Genomic DNA, 17985 nt, shown 5'->3' on the forward strand with positions numbered 1-17985 from the left:
AATTAATATTATGATATACTTGAGACTTTTTTATATATTTGCAAAACTTGGACTTTTTACTTACGGAGGCGGATATGCTATTATAGCCTTGCTTTTAGGAATATTAGAAGATTACGGCTGGGTAACTTCGGCCGAGTTCTCCAATCTTGTAGCAATATCGCAGATAACACCAGGACCTATTGCTATTAACTCTGCCACATTTGTGGGATATAAAGTAGCTGGGGTTTTAGGTTCTGCAGTTGCTACTTTTGGTATATTTCTTCCTGCATTTATCATCACTATGATAGTATCAAAGTTCTTTTATGCTGTAAAAAATAATGAACAGTTTAACAGTATAATGAATGCTCTTCGTGTATGTGCTGTGGCATTGATAGCTTCTGCTGTAGTAACTTTTACAAAAGATGCATTTTTCGTTCAGCTTACAGAAACTTCTATATTAAGAAATATTGTTTTTATTCAAAATATATTTAAATACATTAGTCCAATAGGAATCTTTATATTTGCTTTATCAATATTCTTAAAGATAAAAAAAGTGCCTATACTCGCTATAATAGCTATTTCTGCCGTTTTGGGAATAATTTTATATTAAATTAATGTAGTTATTATCTTACCTTTGTAAGATTGCCGCTTCCTCTTGTACCGTCATTACGGTCAAAATAAAAATTGAGAGCATAATCAGAAAAAGTAAATGTGAAATAATATCTGTATCCGCTTGAAGTGATAGAAGCTGAATATGAGTTATCAGAAAGTCTTACCATATCCTCTTTATATATATTGTTTAAAAAAGATATATATCCTCCAGAAATATTTACTGTTGCAACACCTCCTGAAGAAATGGTAACAGACACATAAGCATTACCTGTAATATTATAACTGTCGGTTGTTGTAATGCCCGCTTCATATAAACCTATATATTTTTTATCTATTTCATTGTCATTCAATAATGAAGAAGAGGAAGTATAAAAATTAAGACAGCCGCATATGAAAAATGCAGAAAATATAGTAATAATTTTTAATAGACTATTCATTTGCATCATTATAGTTATAAAACAAAATTAATCAATAAACGTTATAATTAAATGTTTTTCTTTTTCTCTAAATACACAGTTACTAATTTTTTTATTCTGTCGTATTTAAAGCCCTTTCTCATTAATGCTTTTATTATATAATCCTCTTTATTTTCTTTATGTTCATAAACTCTATAATATTTCTTTATAGCTTCTTTTAATGCTTTATTCTCACTTTTATCACTTATGGAGTTAGATGCTCTTTCTATTAATGAGTTTTTTACTTTGCATTTTTTTAGATAATCTATAATATGTCTTTTGCTTTTTCCTTTGAGTTTTAAACTGCTTACAGCTATTTTTACAAATCTTTTATCGTCTATAAGGTCATATTCTTTGCAGTATGAAACAGCATAATTGATAAATCTTTTTTTATGACCTTTTTTTATTAATTTATCTCTAAGCATACCCTCGCTTATAAATCCGCGTTTTAATACTGATACAGCCGATTTTCTTGCTGAAGCTTCATATGCTTTATTTCTTATATGGGGAATTTCATCATATTCAAGCTCCATTCCCTCATACAAATCAAGCTCATAAAGACCGTTTTTAGGTATGGTAAATACTTCTCCGCCTGATATCTTTATATATATTTTATCGCCTTTTAATTTCATTCTTATAATAACCATAAAAAAATAGTATAATAATATCAAAAGTTTTTCAAGTATTATTTTTTATAAGACAATAGAAAATTCATATCATCTGCACTTAAATAAGACTTTGGTATAATAATAGCAGACATTTCATCTACATAGAAAAATATGCATCTGTTAGTGAAATCTATTTTTTGTATATCTTCTTTATTAAATTTACTCACACCGCTATTTTCTTTAAAAACAACTTTATCATCATAAACAGTTAATTCTTTATCTCCGAAAACCTTATCTAGCTTTCCGCTTCTTGAATAGTCTTTAACTTTTTTTACTATTTTTTTTTCTATACGTTTTCTATATGTTAATATCTGTATAATAGAAAAAGCAGAAACTAATACTGCTATTATAATTATTAAAAATGCATTATCTCTAAAATATACTGCCATTGCTGCAAATACAATAATATACAAACCTACTAATATTGCTATAGTTCTTTTTATTGTTTTGGTCATTGAGCTGTTCATCTTCAAATAATGAAGCTGAAAATCTATAAAATCATCTTCTGTAAGTTTGTATTTATATTCTTTTTTCATTAACTGCACCTATATTTGTATTATATTAAGTATAGTATAAGTATATTTTTTTTCAAGTATTGATAAATAGACTTTAGTCAATTTATGAAGTTGTTTTATAAATTTAAATATTAGATAAAAACAATACTTAAATTGTTGAGGAGTTGGGTGAATTAAACTGTAGAGTAAATTACGCTCTATTTTTTATTAGCACATATTTTTATAAAAAATTCTATATTTTTGGCTTATTTTATTCAAAAAATTTGTTTAACTAATATTTAACAATTTTGGAGTATAATAAATGCGAAACATAAACAGAATGAATGATTATTTTGTACGCTATCTTTTAGGCTCTGTAGGGAACGAGGATATACTAGAAAACATAGTAAATGCTGTACTTGAGGATTTAGGCTTTGAAACTGTACACAACTTGCAAATAATCAATCCTCACAACTTACCAGAAAATATTAACTTAAAAGAATCCGTACTTGATGTAAAAGCTATTACCAAAGATAAGAGAAAAGTTATTATAGAAATACAGCTTTCTGGTAATATAGACTTTTTGAGAAGAATATACTATTATATATCTAAGAATATAGTAATCGAAGTCGAAGAAAAAGAGCCTTATGATATAATTAGTGAGGTTATAAGTATTAACTTTGTAGACTTTAATATGGATTTTGGAGATGCTGGTAAGCCGCATAGATGTTTTAAACTGATAGACACAGAAAATCCCGATATTGTTTTGGATATGGTTCAAATGCATATAGTAGAAGTTCCGAGATTTATAAAGGTTGTAAATAATGCTGATATAGAGTATATAAAAAGAAACAAAATATTATCTTGGATAGAGTTTTTCACAGCTAAAGATTTTGATAAAGTTAAAGAAAAATTAAAGGAGGTAAATAATATTATGCCTAAAGTAATTAATAAATATGAGCGTTTTATATCAAGTGAAGATGAGATGGAAGTTTATAATGCCAGAGATGCTTTTTTATATGGTCAGACTATAATGCTAAAAAGAGAGAGAGAAGAGGGCTTGCAGGAAGGCAGAATAGCAGGTATAGAGGAAGGCAAAAGAGAAGAGCAGATTGCTATAGCTAGAAGTTTCAAAAATGCTGGTATAGATATAAAAATTATCAGTGATAATACTGGGCTTAGTATAGAAGAAGTTTTAAAACTGTAGTATTACACATTAAATTAGATGCAGCTTTTATTGTATTATAATAAAGTAATATTGTTATATATTCATAAGCTTGTTTTATACTAATATAAACAATATAGAAAGTGTACGTTTTCTATGCGTACATACTGTAATTTTACTTTATTATAATTGTGTTAAAATTTAATAAAAAAATAAAATACTGAACAATTAAATATATGCTTCAATTTTAAAAAACTCTTATAATAATTAAACTAAAAAAGAAAAAATTTTTTATTCATATTTACTTATAATTTTTATTATGATAGTCTTTGCATAATCTTTAATGCTTTACTTATTAATTAAATAAACGAGGGTGTAACATGTACCATTCAAGATTTTCAAAGACGCATTATAATGCAGGATTAAAATACGGAAAAATACTTGCAAAGAATAATATAAATCCTTTAGATAAAATAAAAATATCAGAAGAGAGAAAACATTTTGCTTCTAAATGCATGCCTATATATGAAGATTTTTTCCCAGAGATAATAGAAGAGATAAAGGCAATGGCTGAAGGACTTTCTATTGATTATAAAGATATATGTTCTTTTTTGTTCAGCATATACGCTTTCACATTTGAAAATAAATGCTCTGCTTTTGCTTTTAAAACTGATAAAGAAATAATACTTGCTAAAAACAGCGACTTTTTAATAGATATAGAAAAATATTCAGACAGTGTATATTATAATCTTGATAACTCCTACTCTTTTATTGGAAATACAACTGCATTTATAGAAATGGAAGATGGTATTAATCAAAAATGTTTAAGCATTGCTTTAACTTTTGTATACCCTGTAAAAATTGATTATGGATTTAATGCTGGAATGCTCGTACGATATATTTTAGAGAAATGCAGCACTTTAAAAGAGGCTTTATGTTTTTTAAAAGAAGTGCCTATATCATCAGCACAAAATATTATAATAGCTGACTATGAAGGGAATATTGCTTTAATAGAATCAAACTCTGAAAAAATAGAAATAATAGAAAATGATTATGTATTTACTTCAAATCACTTTACAAGCGAAAGTATGAAAAAATATAATACAAATATGCATGATTATGTTTACTCTCATGAAAGATACAATACTTTAGAAAAAGCATTTCAAAATTATAAGCATGACTTTGATTTTGCTAAAAACCTACTATCAGGTAAATACGGTTTTTTGTGCCAATATGATAGAAAAAATATGGGAATGGATACCATCTGGTCAAGCATATATTCTATTAAAAATAAAACAGTATACAGAACAGAAGGAAATCCTTCAAGAAAAAAATTTAATGAAGATAAAAGACTTATATTTGATTAATAGTTTTTATATCTGTTTTTCAATTTTTTCCAAATAATCTTTAGCTTCATTATTGCCCAAATTATCAGATAATATTCTTAAAAATGAAACAGCCTCTTCATAATAAGGAAGAAATACTGAACTATTATTATACTGATGTTCTAATTTTTTTATTGTTTCTATAAGTAATTTTATATAATGGATAGTTAAATCAAAATGCTTTAATGTAAAACAAATATTTATTAATCTTAATATATTATCAGGTATAGCTTCCAAATCAAAACTTTTATTATAATATAATAAAGTATTATCAAAATCTTTTTTGTGTAAAGAGCATTCTGCTATTTGAGCGAAGCATTTTATATTGTCGTATTTATCTTTACTTATATCCAATATAGATAAATAAATATCTTTAGCCTCAGAATAATTTTTATTCTGAAAAAGTTTATCAGCCTTATGAAACATATCTTTTATATTATCCATATTATCTTTATTCATTTTTAACCCCAAAACAATTTTTATATAAATTATTTAATATATATAAAATTATATCATCTATAAAATAAATATCTAGTTAATATTTTCATAAAGTTATTATCAAAGTACCCACGAGTATAAGGACAGCCCCTATTATAACCTTTAATGTTAAAGCCTCTTTCAAAAATATAGAGGCTAATATAATTGTAAATACTATAGAGAGTTTATCTATTACAGCTACTTTATTTACATTTCCAATCTGCAAAGCCTTAAAATAAAATATCCAAGAAAGACCAGTTGCTATGCCTGAAAGTATTATAAATATTAATGTTTTGCTGTTTATATTTTTTATAGTTTCAATTATAGAGCCGTTTTTATTTGTATAAAAAACTATAATCCAAGACATTATTAATATTATAATAGTTCTTATTGCAGTTGCCAAATTGGAATTAATATTAGAAAGTCCTATTTTTATTAATATGGCTGTTAGTGCTGCAAATATTGAAGAGAGTAATGCAAATAAAATATACATAAATAAAAAATCCTTAAATAGAATTTATAATTACTATATATTAAAAAATATTATAAAAATAGCAATATACTATAATTTTTTATGATTTTTCTTGATTTTTTGACTAAAATATTATAGCCTATTAGTATGAAAGAAAACTTTGGGGGCTATTTCTATGAGCAAAAAACTTCCTTTAATTATTCTAACTACTACTATAATCACAGCCTCAGCTGCAGTAATGATATTTAAAAGAAAAAATAATAAAGGATTGTTTCATATAAAAAGCTATGACGGCAAATTTGATATAGCTTTTTCTAATGAATGGAAATTAAGCAAAGTAAAAAATGAACTTAATGAAAACTCCAATTTAGAAGCAATAAATACTAAAAATGGAATATGCTTTATAATGTTTTCTAAAAGTAAAGAAGAATTAAATAATATTACTTTAGAAGAGTATAATGAAAATATTTTAAATGGTATAAAAGGTGAAAATATCATATCAAGCAAAAGTATAAAAGCTAATGATAAAGATTTATATATTACAGAGTTTGATTCATATTATGAAAATGTTTTGGTTCATTATCTGCTTTATACTTTAGAAACAAAAAATTATTATCATCAGGTAATGGTTGCTTTAATTAACAATAATATAAAAAATAATCACAGCAAAAAAATTAAAGATATTAATAATATATTATCTACAATAAGAGAGATATGAAACAGTTTATACTAGTATTTTTTTTAATAATCAATACAGTTCTTTTAGCGGAACAAAAGATATTTGTGTCTACAAAGTTAAAAGGAAGTGATTTAAGAAAAGAGATACTTAAGTGGGTAAAACAAGAGGCACAAAATAATAAATTCAGAAGCTATGATAATGGTCTTGTATATTTGTTTTTTGTATCAAATAATATTATAGATAATAACTCTTTATGCTTTGATATAAGTTTTCATTTGGAATACGATAAGTTTATAGTAAACTTCTCAAATACAAAATTATTAGACAATACCACTGGAGATACTAAAGATTTAAAATTCAGCATTTGGTCTACACTTACAAATAGTGGCTGGTTCAAAGAATATAATGATACTATTAGTATGATAATAGACGAATTAGAAAATATAGTAAATAATTAAATATCTATTCCCAAAAACTGCTTAACTAAAAGTCCAACCAAAAAACTTATACCAGCAACAGTTAAACTAATTCCAGCCATCTCTAAAAATCTTTTCTTAAAAGGCAGACTCTTAGCAACTGATATATAGTATGTGAAGAAAAATATTATAAATACCACTACACAAAGCATAGTAATTAATGCATACAAATAATGATTATTAGGATATATAAGATACGGCAGTATAAGAAGAGTAACAGTTATCAAATACATTATTCCAGTGTATAATGAAGACTTAAAAGCATTTTTATCTCCGTCAGCTTTGGCAGATAAATACTCTGATGAAGCCATAGAAAGTGTAGCTGATATTCCAGTGATAATTCCAGATAAAGCTACAAGTCTATTGTTTTGCAATGCGAAACTAAGACCTGCCAATGTACCGCTTATCTCTACTAATGCATCGCTTAATCCTAAAACCATAGAGCCTACATATTTGAGTCTTTCTTCATCTAAAATATCAATGAGGCTTTTTTCATGCTCATCTTCTTCAAAGGCTATTTTTTTGGCATCAGGAACTTCTTCTACTATTTTTGAATATATATACTCAGCGTCTTTTTCTCCGCCTTCCATAATCTTTATAACAAAAGTATATCCAAATATAAAACTTAATATAAAAAATTTAAATACCTTAAACTTTTGAGGTTTTAATTTTTTATTTGTGTATTTCTCTAATATCTTTGAATGAGCATATTCTTCTTTTGCTATTCTAATAAGCACTTTTTTATCATCTTCTTTTTTTACAAACTTTGCCAAATTTAAATATACTGCATGCTCTGTAACTTCATTTTGCTGCATTTCAAGTAAGAGTTTTAATGTTTCTTTTGAAATATTTTTTTCCATAGTTAATATTCCTAATGCATAATAATTATAAATATTACTATGAAAATAAATTAATTTCCAGCATAATAATTATTTATTTTTATTAAAAAAAATTATTTTTTATATAATCTCTTACTTCTATTAAATCATTAAATTTTTTGTACGATAATTCTTTTTCATCTTCTTCTGATAATAAAAGCAAATCTGGTATATAAAATCTTTTTTCTATAAAAGCATTTTTAGCAGATAATAAACCATTTTTAGAATCTTCTAATATTATTACATTATTTTTATCAGCATTAAAGTATCTGCATACATTATTATACAAATCTGGATAAGGCTTTGGATGCTCAGCTTCATCGCCGCATAATATATAATCAAATTCTTTTTTTAAATTAGTTTTCTCTAAATATAAATCAACTTTTTTTCTTATGCTTGAACTTGCTATAGCCTTTTTTATTTTTTTATCATTAAAAAAATTAATAAGCTCAGCAGCACCTTTTTTTATATTTATGCCGTCTTCTCTTACTATATTAAAAGCCTCTTCAATTTGATTATCTATAATATCATAAAATGTTTTTTCATCTATTTTTGATATTTCCATCATTGTATTTTTTATAGAAGTTTCGTTTGAGCCTAATATTTTGCTAAAAAAAAGTTTTTCAACATCAATATCAATATTATAATTTTTAAAAGTTTTTTTCCAAGCAGCCAGACTTATAGTTTCAGTATCAAGTAAAAGCCCGTCCATATCAAATATTACCAAATCTAATTTATTCATACCTTTTATATACCCCTAAATTTTTTTATTTATTTGATTAATCATATATACTTCAAATTTTTAAGTTTGTCAAAAATTGATTTTTATGTTTTTAATATTTTGTATACTAGCCCTGCGAACCATAATACCGCTTGCATACGTAGGCAAGGTACCTACTCAGTGGTAACAAGGAAGTACGAGCAAAAAGACTGCATTTTTAAGCAAAATTTGACAAATTATGCTTGTTTAGGTATATACAGCCAAAATATCCCATATAAAATGATTATTGTTTTTTAGACTTACGGTTTTTGCATACAGGGCATATATCTGGATTCTCATTTGCCAAATCAATATAGCCGCATATATCACACTGCCAATTTTTTATATCAAAACTTTTATCTTCTAAGAAACTTTGAAACTGCTTTTTATGTCCGTCTTCTATTCTTGCTACATTCATGAAAGCCATAGCCAAATCATCAAAGCCCTCTTCCTGAGCAGTTTTAGCATATGATAAATACATGTCTATAGATTCATAATTTTCATTTGTTATAGATTCTTTTAAATTATCTTCAGTAGAAGGTATGCCATGAAAGTTTTCAAACCATATCTTTGCATGTTCCTGTTCATTTCTAGCAGCTCTTTCATACATTAAAGCCACATCTTCTTTTCCCTCTTCTCTAGCCTTCTCAGCATAAAACATATATCTGCATCTAGCCATAGCCTCACCTACAAATGCATTTCTCAAATTAACTTCTGTTTTAGATCCTTTTAATTTCATACGAGCCCCCATTATCGATAATTTTTATTAATAAATATTATATACTAAAAAATAAAAAAGTATATATCTACAATATTGAATTTATTATTAAATATAACAAATAATAAAAATAAGGACAATAAAAAAACAAGAGCTATAAAGATAATTTAAGCCCTTGTTTTAATGATATAGTATTAATTTGATATTATTTTTCTATTTCTCTGATTAGGTTTACCATTTCAATAGCAGCCATAGCAGAATCGAAACCTTTGTTTCCAGCTTTAGTTCCAGCTCTTTCAATAGCCTGCTCAATGTTTTCAGTAGTTAAAACTCCAAACATTACAGGAATATCAGAATTAAGCGAAACATTAGCAATACCTTTAGATACTTCAGCACAAACATAATCATAATGAGTAGTAGAACCTCTTATAACAGCACCAAGACATATAACAGCATCATATTTTTTTGATTTAGCCATTTTAGAAGCTATTAGAGGTATCTCAAAAGCACCTGGTACCCAAGCAACAGTAATATCATCGTCTTTAATATTATGACGAGATAAAGCGTCCAAAGCACCGCCCAAAAGTTTAGAAACAATAAATTCATTGAATCTAGCACATACTATACCAATTTTAATTGGTTTTTCACTAACGAGTTTTCCTTCAAAAGTTTTCATCTTAACTATCCTTTATTATTGTTATTATTAGGTCTTAATATTTTTATTGGGGTTTCACCCCAAACCCCAGTTCTTTTGGTGACCCAAAGAACCAAAAGTACTTAGGTCTATATTTGACTTTTTTCATAAAACTTATTAATTTTCTTACACTGTCTTATTGTCGTTTAAAAATATTTATAAGTCCTCCGCTATTATAAGCTAGCAACTAAAGCACTGACTCTTATGCAAAGATATTATATGAGAAAACTTGTTCTTTAATAAACTCATAAGTTTTCCACTTCCTCTATACTTAAACCTGTATTTTCGCTAATTATTTTTATATCTATACCAGCTTTTTTTAAGTTTCTAGCTATATACATCTGCTGTTCTTTTTTACCTTCTTCAATTCCTAGTCTTCTCTCTTCTTCAAGCATTATTTGATTGCCGTATAAATAAGCCTGTCTCTTATCGTATTCATTCATCATTAATCTATCTTTAATAAAATTATTGTATCGTCTCTGTACTTCTTCCATTACAGGTTTTTCTTTGACTAATTCTGACATTATAACCTCCCTATTATCTTTTTCTTTCATTGTAAAGAATTTAAGCCAGCAATTAAAGTTACTGGCTGCTTACCAAAGGTACCTACTTGGTCGGCTCACTTTTTTATTATTGCTATGCTCTTTTAATAGCCTCCATTTTCAAGTTTTATCTGTGAACCATGCACAAAGCCATGAATTGCATCTTCTCCGTTTCCAGCCTCTGGAGGAAGATAAAATACTTCAAGCCACTTTGTTTCGATATCTTGATAATTCTCATAATCAATACCTTCTCCATTGATAGATAATAAAACTCCCCCATCATAAAGCATATCGTTTTTCAAAATCTTACCTATTATTTTTCCATTTGCTTTATCTCTTATATTCACATAATCATCTTTAGAATTATATTGAAGTTCGTTGTAATGAACCTCCCCTACATTATAATTATATTTACTAAAATACTTTGTTTCTACATCACCTAAAGCCTTAAAACCTACAATAGCACCGTAAGCCTCTCTAGATGCTTCACCTTCTCCATAAAAACGATAATTTCTAATTGTAACTTCAGCTCTTACAGCAGCAGTACCTAAAAATCTTTTATTCAAAGGTTCTGGTAATTTTACTTCAATATTTTTTAATAAAACACCGAATTCCAATCTGTCAAATTCAACGCCGCTAAAATCCCAAGAATCACCATATTTAGAAGCACCTTGATTTTTCAAATTCATTTCAGATGAATCATATAAAAAAGGAAGATCTACATTATTATCAGGATAAAATCTTAAAGCAGTATAATTATTTCCCATATCATAATTATCAGATCTTTCAAGAACTCCTGTTAATGTAATCTCTCCATCAAAATAAACCATACCATCACTTTCTACATTATAGGCTTTAAGTGTATTTTTTGTTACTTTACCATTATCCCTTAAAAGTTCAGAAAAATACGCTTCAGTAGGCGGAGATGCCCATAAAAAATTAATGCTTAAAAGGAATAAAATAATTTTTTTCATTGAATAACTCCTATTATTGTTATGTTCGCGACTAAGTCCACATTGCGAAGCAAGGTGCAACCGCCTTAAATAAGCTAGTGAGTGAACTCACTAGCTGGCTTCGGCTCACTTTTTCATTATATAAAAAATTTGCTCGTTAATACACTCACAAGTTTTTTATTTAGTTTATATAGTCTTCAAAGGCTCGTAATTTTTTATTCTGTTGCTATGCTTGCAACGAAGTTCACATTGCGAAGCAAGGTGCAGCCGCCTTAAATAATCTAGCGAGTAAACTCACTCACACGTCTGTGCCACTGTGGGTCTGGCTTGCTAGCTTTTTTTATTTTAAATTCTTAATCTAGTATGTGTCCCATTCTTTTATTTATATATAAAAAATTACTCGCTAATAAGCTCTAGCAACTTCCTTTGTCAGTTGCTAGAGGCTCATAATTTTTTATTATTAATTACTATGCGTGTATATATTTTTTAATCTAGTATGTGTCCCATTCTTTCTTTCTTTGTCTTTAAATAAAATGCATCATACTCTGAAGCCTCTATTTGTATAGGCACTCTGTCTTTTATTTCAAGTCCGTAATTATTCAAATACTTTATTTTATCTGGGTTATTAGTCATAATTTTTATGCTCTTAATTCCCAAATTTTTAAGCATCTGATAAGCCTCATAATATTCACGCATATCATCTCTAAAACCCAAAGCTATATTAGCATCCACTGTATCAAGTCCGCTGTCTTGAAGCTCATAAGCTCTTAATTTATTAACAAGTCCTATTCCTCTGCCTTCCTGACGCATATATACCATTATTCCCCTGCCTTCAGAAGCAATTTTTCTCATAGCATAATCATACTGCTCTCCGCAATCGCATCTTTTAGAACCTAATGCATCGCCTGTCAAACATTCAGAATGCACCCTGCAAAGTACATCCTCTCTGCTTGAAATGTCTCCCATAGTTAAAACTACATGATGTTCTTTTGTTATTTTATTTACGAAAGTAAGTATTTCAAACTCTCCGTATTTAGTAGGCATTTTAGCCTTAGCATAAAGCTCCATCAAGTCTTCATTCTTTTTTCTGTAGTCTATCAAATCAGAAACTGTGATCATTTTAAGATTATGTTTTTTAGCGAAATCAATCAAATCATCTCTTCTCATCATATCGCCGTCATCTCTCATAATCTCGCAGCATAAACCGCATTCTTTTAATCCTGCTAGTCTCATCAAATCAACAGTAGCCTCAGTATGGCCCATTCTTACAAGTACGCCTCCGTCTTTTGCAAGTAATGGAAACATATGACCAGGGCGTCTGAAATCTTCTGGTCTTGAAGAATCATCAACTACTTTTAAAGCTGTAATTGATCTTTCTACTGCTGAAATACCAGTTGTAGTTTCAACATGGTCTATAGATACTGTAAACGCTGTTTCATGATTATCAGTATTTTTTGTAACCATTTGATTTAAATTAAGTTTGTTTGTAAGCTCTTTGCTCATAGGCATGCATATCAAGCCTTTAGCATAAGTAGCCATGAAGTTTATATTTTCTGTAGTAGCAAACTCAGCTGCACAGATTAAATCACCCTCATTTTCTCTATCTTCGTCATCGGAAACAACTATTATTTTTCCGTTTCTTAAATCTTCTAAAGCCTCGTCAATAGTGCTGTAAACATTTTCCATTTTTAATGCTCCATTTAATTTTTTTATTCAGCTTTTTCCTAAAAATAAACTGTAAAAAACTGTAAAAAGTTCAAAAATTATTAAAATCCGTTCTTAAGCAAAAACTCCATTGTGATATTGGATTTTTTACTGTCATTACTATTTTCTTTATCATCTTCTTTAAATGTTAAAAGCCTTTCAACATACTTGCCTATAACATCATTTTCTATATTAACTTTATCACCCTCTTTTTTATAATAGAGTACAGTTTCCTTTAATGTATGAGGAATAACAGCTATAGAAAAAGTATTATCAGTTAAACTTGCCACTGTCAAACTTATACCATCAACAGCAACAGAGCCTTTCTCTACTATATACTTCATTAAGTGTCTAGGCACTTCAATAGTAAGTATGATGGCATTATCATCTTTTTTCATAGACTTAATGCTTCCCACTCCGTCAATATGCCCGCTTACTATATGACCGCCGAATCTTCCGCTTAAAGTCATTGCTCTTTCAAGATTAACTCTGCTTCCGTTTTTTAAACTTCCCAAATTAGTACGGTTCAAAGTCTCCTGAGTAACATCAGCATTGAATATCTTATTATCAAAACTAGACACAGTTAAACAAGTACCATTAACAGCAACACTATCACCCAAATGCAAATCATCAAATATTTTATTTGCTTCTATTGTGATAACTTTGCTTTGTACCGATTTAACAATTCCTATTTCTTCAACTATACCAGTAAACATTATTAATATTTTCTCTCTTAAATAATTTCTGTACTTTTTCCCGCCTTCGCTCTGCGGGCTTTGCCAAAAGTACCAAAAAGTGCAAGTGTAAAATTAATTATATGTAAAGCTAATATATTTTATCTATAAATTAATAATTTAAATAGTATTCCAAAAATAAATCATCATCTATTTTTGTTATATCTCCGCCTATAAGTTTAAAAGCATTATTAGGGTCATCTATACCTTCGCCGCCTATAGGACTTTTTGCTTTAACGCCTCCAAATATTTTTGGTGCTATATAAACTAAAACCTTATTTACCAATTTTTCCTCTATCAAACTAGCATGCAAAGAAGCACCTCCCTCTACATACACACTGTCAATATTTTTCTCTTCGCCCAATATTTTCATTAATTCTTTTAAGTTTACTCTTCCATTATCACTTTCTGTTTTTATTATTTCAATTCCTAAACTTTCAATCTCTTTTATTTTTTTTTCATCATTGCTAATAGTAGCTATAAAAGTTTTTATTTCTTTTGCAGTTTTACAAATATTAGAGTTCAAATCTATTTTTAAAGAACTATCTAAAATTATCCTTATAGGGTTTCTAGTATTTGGAAGTCTGCAATTAAGAGTAGGATTATCTTCTATTACAGTATTTATTCCTACCATTATGGCAGAGTATTTATTTCTAAATCTATGAGAATGCTCTCTTGCTTTTTCTGAAGTTATCCATTTTGATTTTCCGCTTGACGATGCAATTTTTCCGTCAATAGTCATAGCATATTTCATCACAACAAAAGGTCTTTTATTTGCTATATAATAGAAAAAAACTTCATTTAGTTTTCTGCACTCTTCTTCAAGTACATTAACTATCACCTCAATACCAGCATCTTTTAATTTTTTTATGCCGTTACCTGCAACTTTAGGATTAGAATCGACACAGCCTATAACAACTTTTTTTATTTTATTTTTTATAATGGCATCAGCACAAGGAGGAGTTTTACCATAATGCGAACAAGGCTCTAAAGTTACATATATAGCAGCCCCTTCTACATCTTCTCCTTTTTTTTGGGCATCAAGAAAGGCATTAATTTCAGCATGATTTTCTCCGTATTTTTGATGATAACCTATACCTATAACTTTATTGTCTTTCACTATCACAGCACCAACCAAAGGATTAGGACTTGTAAAACCTTCTCCTTTTTTTGCTTCTTCAATAGCCATTCTCATATATTTTTCATGTATATTTTGCTGCATAATGCTTATACTCTTAAAAAAATAATTTTTTATTTTTAATCTTTGGACTTTTATTTTGGCGGATTTTTGACTTGTAAACAAAAAAACTCTAAATGTTAAAATATAACAAATAGAGCCTTAATTTTTGATATGTAGTAAAGTTTACATTAACATCTTCTACCATCCAGACTTTAACTGTCGGTTTTGGAGTTTCACCAAATCGGCTGTTTCTGAAAAATAATTTTCAAAAAAGCTCGCGGACTTTACCGCCGGTATGGAATTTCACCTAGCCCCGAAGATTTATATACTAATATTATAATACAAAAAAATTTCATTGTCAAGTACAACTTACATTTGATTGAACATATTTAATAAGCATTGTAAATTTAAACCGCTCTTGGGTGGGCAGCCAGAATAACAGTTGAAGCTAAAAATAAAAATAATTTATAAATAACATAATAACGCTTAAAAATTTATAGGGTGGGAGTGAGAATGATTTTTCAAAATTTACTTTAATCCCCGCCCATTTAGATTTTATATGCTTTATTTTTTTATTATACTTAATTAAATCTATAAGACTACATTTCTTAAATAACACCCACCCCAAATCTTATTTAAATTAGAACTTTTCTCTACGCACGTAGAATGAAACATTTATATATAATACAAATTATAATTAATAATCAGTTTATATATAAAAATTGATTAAACGTGCGTTGATTGGTATTAAGAAGATAAATAACACTTGGGTGGGCAGACAGAATGACAGTTGAAGCTAAAAAATAAAAATAATTTATAAATAACATAATAACGCTTAAAAATTTATAGGGTGGGAGTTAGAATAAATTTTCAAATTTTATTTTAATCCATTTTTTTGAAATACAAAAAATTTTTTATCCTTCGGATTTAGATATATACTAAAAAATATAAATAAAAAACCCTAACGGCAAAAGCTATTAGGGTCATATATATTAACTAAAAATATAAAAAAATTATTCGCTTAAAACTTTTCTTAATACTTCATTAACAAGTTTAGGGTTACCCTGTCCTTTAGTAGCTTTCATAGTTTGACCTACTAAGAAACCAAATGATTTTTCTTTACCTGCTTTGAAGTCTGCTACTGATTTAGGATTTTCTTCTAAAACTTTTCTTATTATAGCTTCAAGTTCTCCAGTATCGCTTACTTGTTTGATTCCTTTTTTCTCTACTATAGCAGAAGGAGCTTCTCCTGTTTCGCACATATCTTCAAAAATCTCTTTAGCTATTTTACCGCTTATAACATTTTCATCTATAAGTTTGAATATTTCAGCAATATGTTCTGGTTTTGGTTTGAAATCTTTTATAGTTTGAAGTTTTTTATTTAAGTATGCATTAACTTCTACCATTATCCAGTTGCTTATTTTTTTAGGCTGTTTAGGATATGCTTTAACGGCAGCTTCATAATAATCAGCTAAAGCAGCGTCTTCTGTAAGCACTACTATATCCTGATCTGGTAAATCATAATCTTTTTTAAGTCTTTCACGTTTTTGCTGCGGAAGTTCTGGAAGTTCTTTTTTAGCATTTTCAATCTCTTCATCTTGAAGTACTAAAAGAGGTATATCTGGGTCTGGGAAATATCTGTAATCTGCAGCACCTTCTTTTGAACGCATACCTTTAGTAGTGTTTTCTTTAGCATCATAAAGTCTAGTTTCTTGTAAGATTTTCTCACCATTGTTTAGAGCTTTTATCTGACGTTTAATTTCATAGTCAATAGCTAATCTTACATTTCTAAAACTGTTCATATTTTTTACTTCAGTTTTAACTCCAAGTTCTTTGCTTCCTTTAGGGCGTATAGAAACATTGGCATCGCATCTTAAAGAACCTTCTTCCATATTACAGTCAGAAACATCAATGTATTTGAATATTTTTTTAAGCTCTGTTAAATACTGATATGCTTCCTCACCTGTAGAAATATCTGGCTCGCTTACACATTCTATCAAACAGCAGCCTGCACGATTTAAGTCTACATAACTTAAAGGTCTTCCAGTATCATCATGTACAAGTTTACCAGCATCTTCTTCCATATGTATTCTATTTATTCTTATACTTTTATTGTAAGAAGAGCCATCATCATTAAGTACAGTTATATCAAGATGACCTTCTGTACAAATTGGTTCGTCCATTTGAGTAATTTGATAGTAGGAAGGCAAATCTGGGTAGAAATAATGTTTTCTAGCGAATCTGCTTTTCTTTTGAATAGTGCAGTTGGTAGCAAGTCCTGCTTTAATAGTTTTATGCACCATTTCTTTATTAACTATAGGTAAAGTACCTGGGTGAGCCTGACATCTTGGACAAGTGAGTGTATTTGCAGGAGCACCGAAAGTATTTGGGCATGAACAGAATGCTTTAGTTTTAGTATTAAGCTGAACATGCACTTCTAATCCTATGACTGCTTCATATTCCATATTCATTAATCCTAATTATTAAAGTAATTTTTAAAAATATTATGTTTATTTTATATGAATTCATAATTTTTTTCAAGTACAGCACAAATGAAAAAAGTTGTTTACTTAAAGACTATAATCCATAATAGGTTGTAATTTTTTATATTTTGAATTATTATAAAAAATATATATGTAATCATTACATATTAATTCTGGTCTGGTCTGGTCTGGTCTGGTCTGGTCTGGTCTGGTCTGGTCTGGTCTGGTCTGGTCTGGTCTGGTCTGGTCTGGTCTGGTCTGGTCTTTATTTCATGATATTCTTCTTCTGTATTAATATTCCAAATACTGCTTTTATCTACATTATTATTAATTATACAATTAGCAGCTTCCATAGCAGAAAGCATAGAATGGTCCATGTTATTGTATCTATGCATTCCATTTCTTCCTATCAAAAATAAATTATCTATTTTTTCAGTATATTCTTTAATCTTATAAAACTCATTATAAACACCTGTA

The 17985-nt window shown here is 28.2% G+C and carries 19 protein-coding genes, 2 pseudogenes and 1 riboswitch; of the genes and pseudogenes, 5 read left to right on the forward strand and 16 right to left on the reverse strand.

What is annotated here, in order from left to right; translation table 11 throughout:
• Positions 1-10 precede the first annotated feature (10 nt).
• A complete protein-coding gene (locus F811_RS0110275) occupies positions 11-589 on the forward strand; it encodes a chromate transporter (protein ID WP_020005159.1) in 579 nt (192 codons plus the stop codon).
• A 13-nt stretch (positions 590-602) separates the two neighbouring features.
• On the opposite strand, the gene F811_RS0110280 is transcribed toward F811_RS0110275, so the two are convergent.
• Genes F811_RS0110280 through F811_RS0110290 form a run of 3 tightly spaced genes read right to left on the reverse strand, consistent with a single transcriptional unit; the run spans position 603 to position 2250 of the window.
• A complete protein-coding gene (locus tag F811_RS0110280) occupies positions 603-1028 on the reverse strand; it encodes a hypothetical protein (protein ID WP_020005160.1) in 426 nt (141 codons plus the stop codon).
• 47 nt (positions 1029-1075) lie between these two features.
• The gene (locus F811_RS0110285; RefSeq protein WP_020005161.1) at positions 1076-1678 is read right to left on the reverse strand and encodes a regulatory protein RecX; all 603 of its coding nucleotides are present in this window, start codon (positions 1676-1678) and stop codon (positions 1076-1078) included.
• Between the two features lie 53 nt (positions 1679-1731).
• A complete protein-coding gene (locus F811_RS0110290; RefSeq protein ID WP_020005162.1) occupies positions 1732-2250 on the reverse strand; it encodes a YcxB family protein in 519 nt (172 codons plus the stop codon).
• Between the two features lie 280 nt (positions 2251-2530).
• Between F811_RS0110290 and F811_RS0110295 the strand changes: the two genes are divergently transcribed.
• Complete coding sequence (locus F811_RS0110295; protein ID WP_020005163.1) at positions 2531-3415, forward strand: Rpn family recombination-promoting nuclease/putative transposase; 885 nt, start codon at positions 2531-2533, stop codon at positions 3413-3415.
• A gap of 338 nt (positions 3416-3753) precedes the next feature.
• On the forward strand, positions 3754-4740 hold the full coding sequence (locus F811_RS0110300) for a C45 family autoproteolytic acyltransferase/hydrolase (RefSeq protein WP_020005164.1): 987 nt from the start codon (positions 3754-3756) through the stop codon (positions 4738-4740).
• 6 nt (positions 4741-4746) lie between these two features.
• Here F811_RS0110300 and F811_RS0110305 read toward each other — a convergent pair whose 3' ends face one another.
• A complete protein-coding gene (locus F811_RS0110305) occupies positions 4747-5217 on the reverse strand; it encodes a hypothetical protein (protein ID WP_020005165.1) in 471 nt (156 codons plus the stop codon).
• A gap of 85 nt (positions 5218-5302) precedes the next feature.
• A complete protein-coding gene (locus F811_RS0110310) occupies positions 5303-5728 on the reverse strand; it encodes an EamA family transporter (protein WP_020005166.1) in 426 nt (141 codons plus the stop codon).
• Between the two features lie 154 nt (positions 5729-5882).
• Between F811_RS0110310 and F811_RS0110315 the strand changes: the two genes are divergently transcribed.
• A complete protein-coding gene (locus F811_RS0110315; RefSeq protein WP_020005167.1) occupies positions 5883-6425 on the forward strand; it encodes a hypothetical protein in 543 nt (180 codons plus the stop codon).
• Positions 6422-6844 (forward strand): hypothetical protein, encoded by a 423-nt coding sequence (locus F811_RS0110320; RefSeq protein ID WP_020005168.1) that lies wholly within the window; start codon positions 6422-6424, stop codon positions 6842-6844. Before F811_RS0110315 ends, F811_RS0110320 begins: the two co-directional genes overlap by 4 nt.
• Here the strand turns inward: F811_RS0110320 and F811_RS0110325 are convergent.
• The 11 genes and pseudogenes from F811_RS0110325 to F811_RS0110375 form a co-directional block, all read right to left on the reverse strand.
• Complete coding sequence (locus F811_RS0110325) at positions 6841-7722, reverse strand: VIT1/CCC1 transporter family protein (RefSeq protein WP_020005169.1); 882 nt, start codon at positions 7720-7722, stop codon at positions 6841-6843. The two genes, F811_RS0110320 and F811_RS0110325, sit on opposite strands and share 4 nt — an antisense overlap.
• Positions 7723-7804: 82 nt before the next feature.
• Complete coding sequence (locus F811_RS0110330) at positions 7805-8482, reverse strand: HAD family hydrolase (RefSeq protein ID WP_020005170.1); 678 nt, start codon at positions 8480-8482, stop codon at positions 7805-7807.
• Between the two features lie 262 nt (positions 8483-8744).
• Positions 8745-9239, reverse strand: a complete 495-nt coding sequence (locus tag F811_RS0110335) for a rubrerythrin family protein (protein ID WP_020005171.1) — start codon at positions 9237-9239, stop codon at positions 8745-8747.
• 184 nt (positions 9240-9423) lie between these two features.
• Entirely contained in the window at positions 9424-9894 is a 471-nt protein-coding gene (gene ribH / locus F811_RS0110340) for a 6,7-dimethyl-8-ribityllumazine synthase (RefSeq protein WP_020005172.1), read from the reverse strand.
• A gap of 263 nt (positions 9895-10157) precedes the next feature.
• Positions 10158-10496, reverse strand: a pseudogene (locus F811_RS0110345) (PD-(D/E)XK nuclease family transposase); the annotation flags it as partial.
• 62 nt (positions 10497-10558) lie between these two features.
• Positions 10559-11428, reverse strand: coding sequence for a hypothetical protein (locus tag F811_RS0110350; RefSeq protein ID WP_020005174.1), 870 nt, complete (start codon positions 11426-11428; stop codon positions 10559-10561).
• A 465-nt stretch (positions 11429-11893) separates the two neighbouring features.
• Entirely contained in the window at positions 11894-13093 is a 1200-nt protein-coding gene (locus tag F811_RS0110355) for a bifunctional 3,4-dihydroxy-2-butanone-4-phosphate synthase/GTP cyclohydrolase II (RefSeq protein WP_020005175.1), read from the reverse strand.
• Positions 13094-13173: 80 nt separating this feature from the next.
• Positions 13174-13827 carry a riboflavin synthase gene (locus F811_RS0110360; protein ID WP_020005176.1) on the reverse strand — a complete coding sequence of 218 codons (654 nt, stop codon included), beginning with the start codon at positions 13825-13827 and terminating at the stop codon, positions 13174-13176.
• A 130-nt stretch (positions 13828-13957) separates the two neighbouring features.
• The gene (gene ribD, locus F811_RS0110365) at positions 13958-15067 is read right to left on the reverse strand and encodes a bifunctional diaminohydroxyphosphoribosylaminopyrimidine deaminase/5-amino-6-(5-phosphoribosylamino)uracil reductase RibD (RefSeq protein WP_020005177.1); all 1110 of its coding nucleotides are present in this window, start codon (positions 15065-15067) and stop codon (positions 13958-13960) included.
• 147 nt (positions 15068-15214) lie between these two features.
• Positions 15215-15350, reverse strand: a riboswitch (FMN riboswitch).
• A 688-nt stretch (positions 15351-16038) separates the two neighbouring features.
• Positions 16039-17490: an Asp-tRNA(Asn)/Glu-tRNA(Gln) amidotransferase subunit GatB gene (gene gatB / locus F811_RS0110370; protein ID WP_020005178.1), complete on the reverse strand. Its 1452-nt coding sequence runs from the start codon at positions 17488-17490 to the stop codon at positions 16039-16041.
• Positions 17491-17675: 185 nt separating this feature from the next.
• A pseudogene (locus tag F811_RS0110375) lies at positions 17676-17985 on the reverse strand (hypothetical protein); the annotation flags it as partial.

The organism is Brachyspira innocens ATCC 29796, from assembly GCF_000384655.1.
GTDB lineage: Bacteria > Spirochaetota > Brachyspiria > Brachyspirales > Brachyspiraceae > Brachyspira > Brachyspira innocens.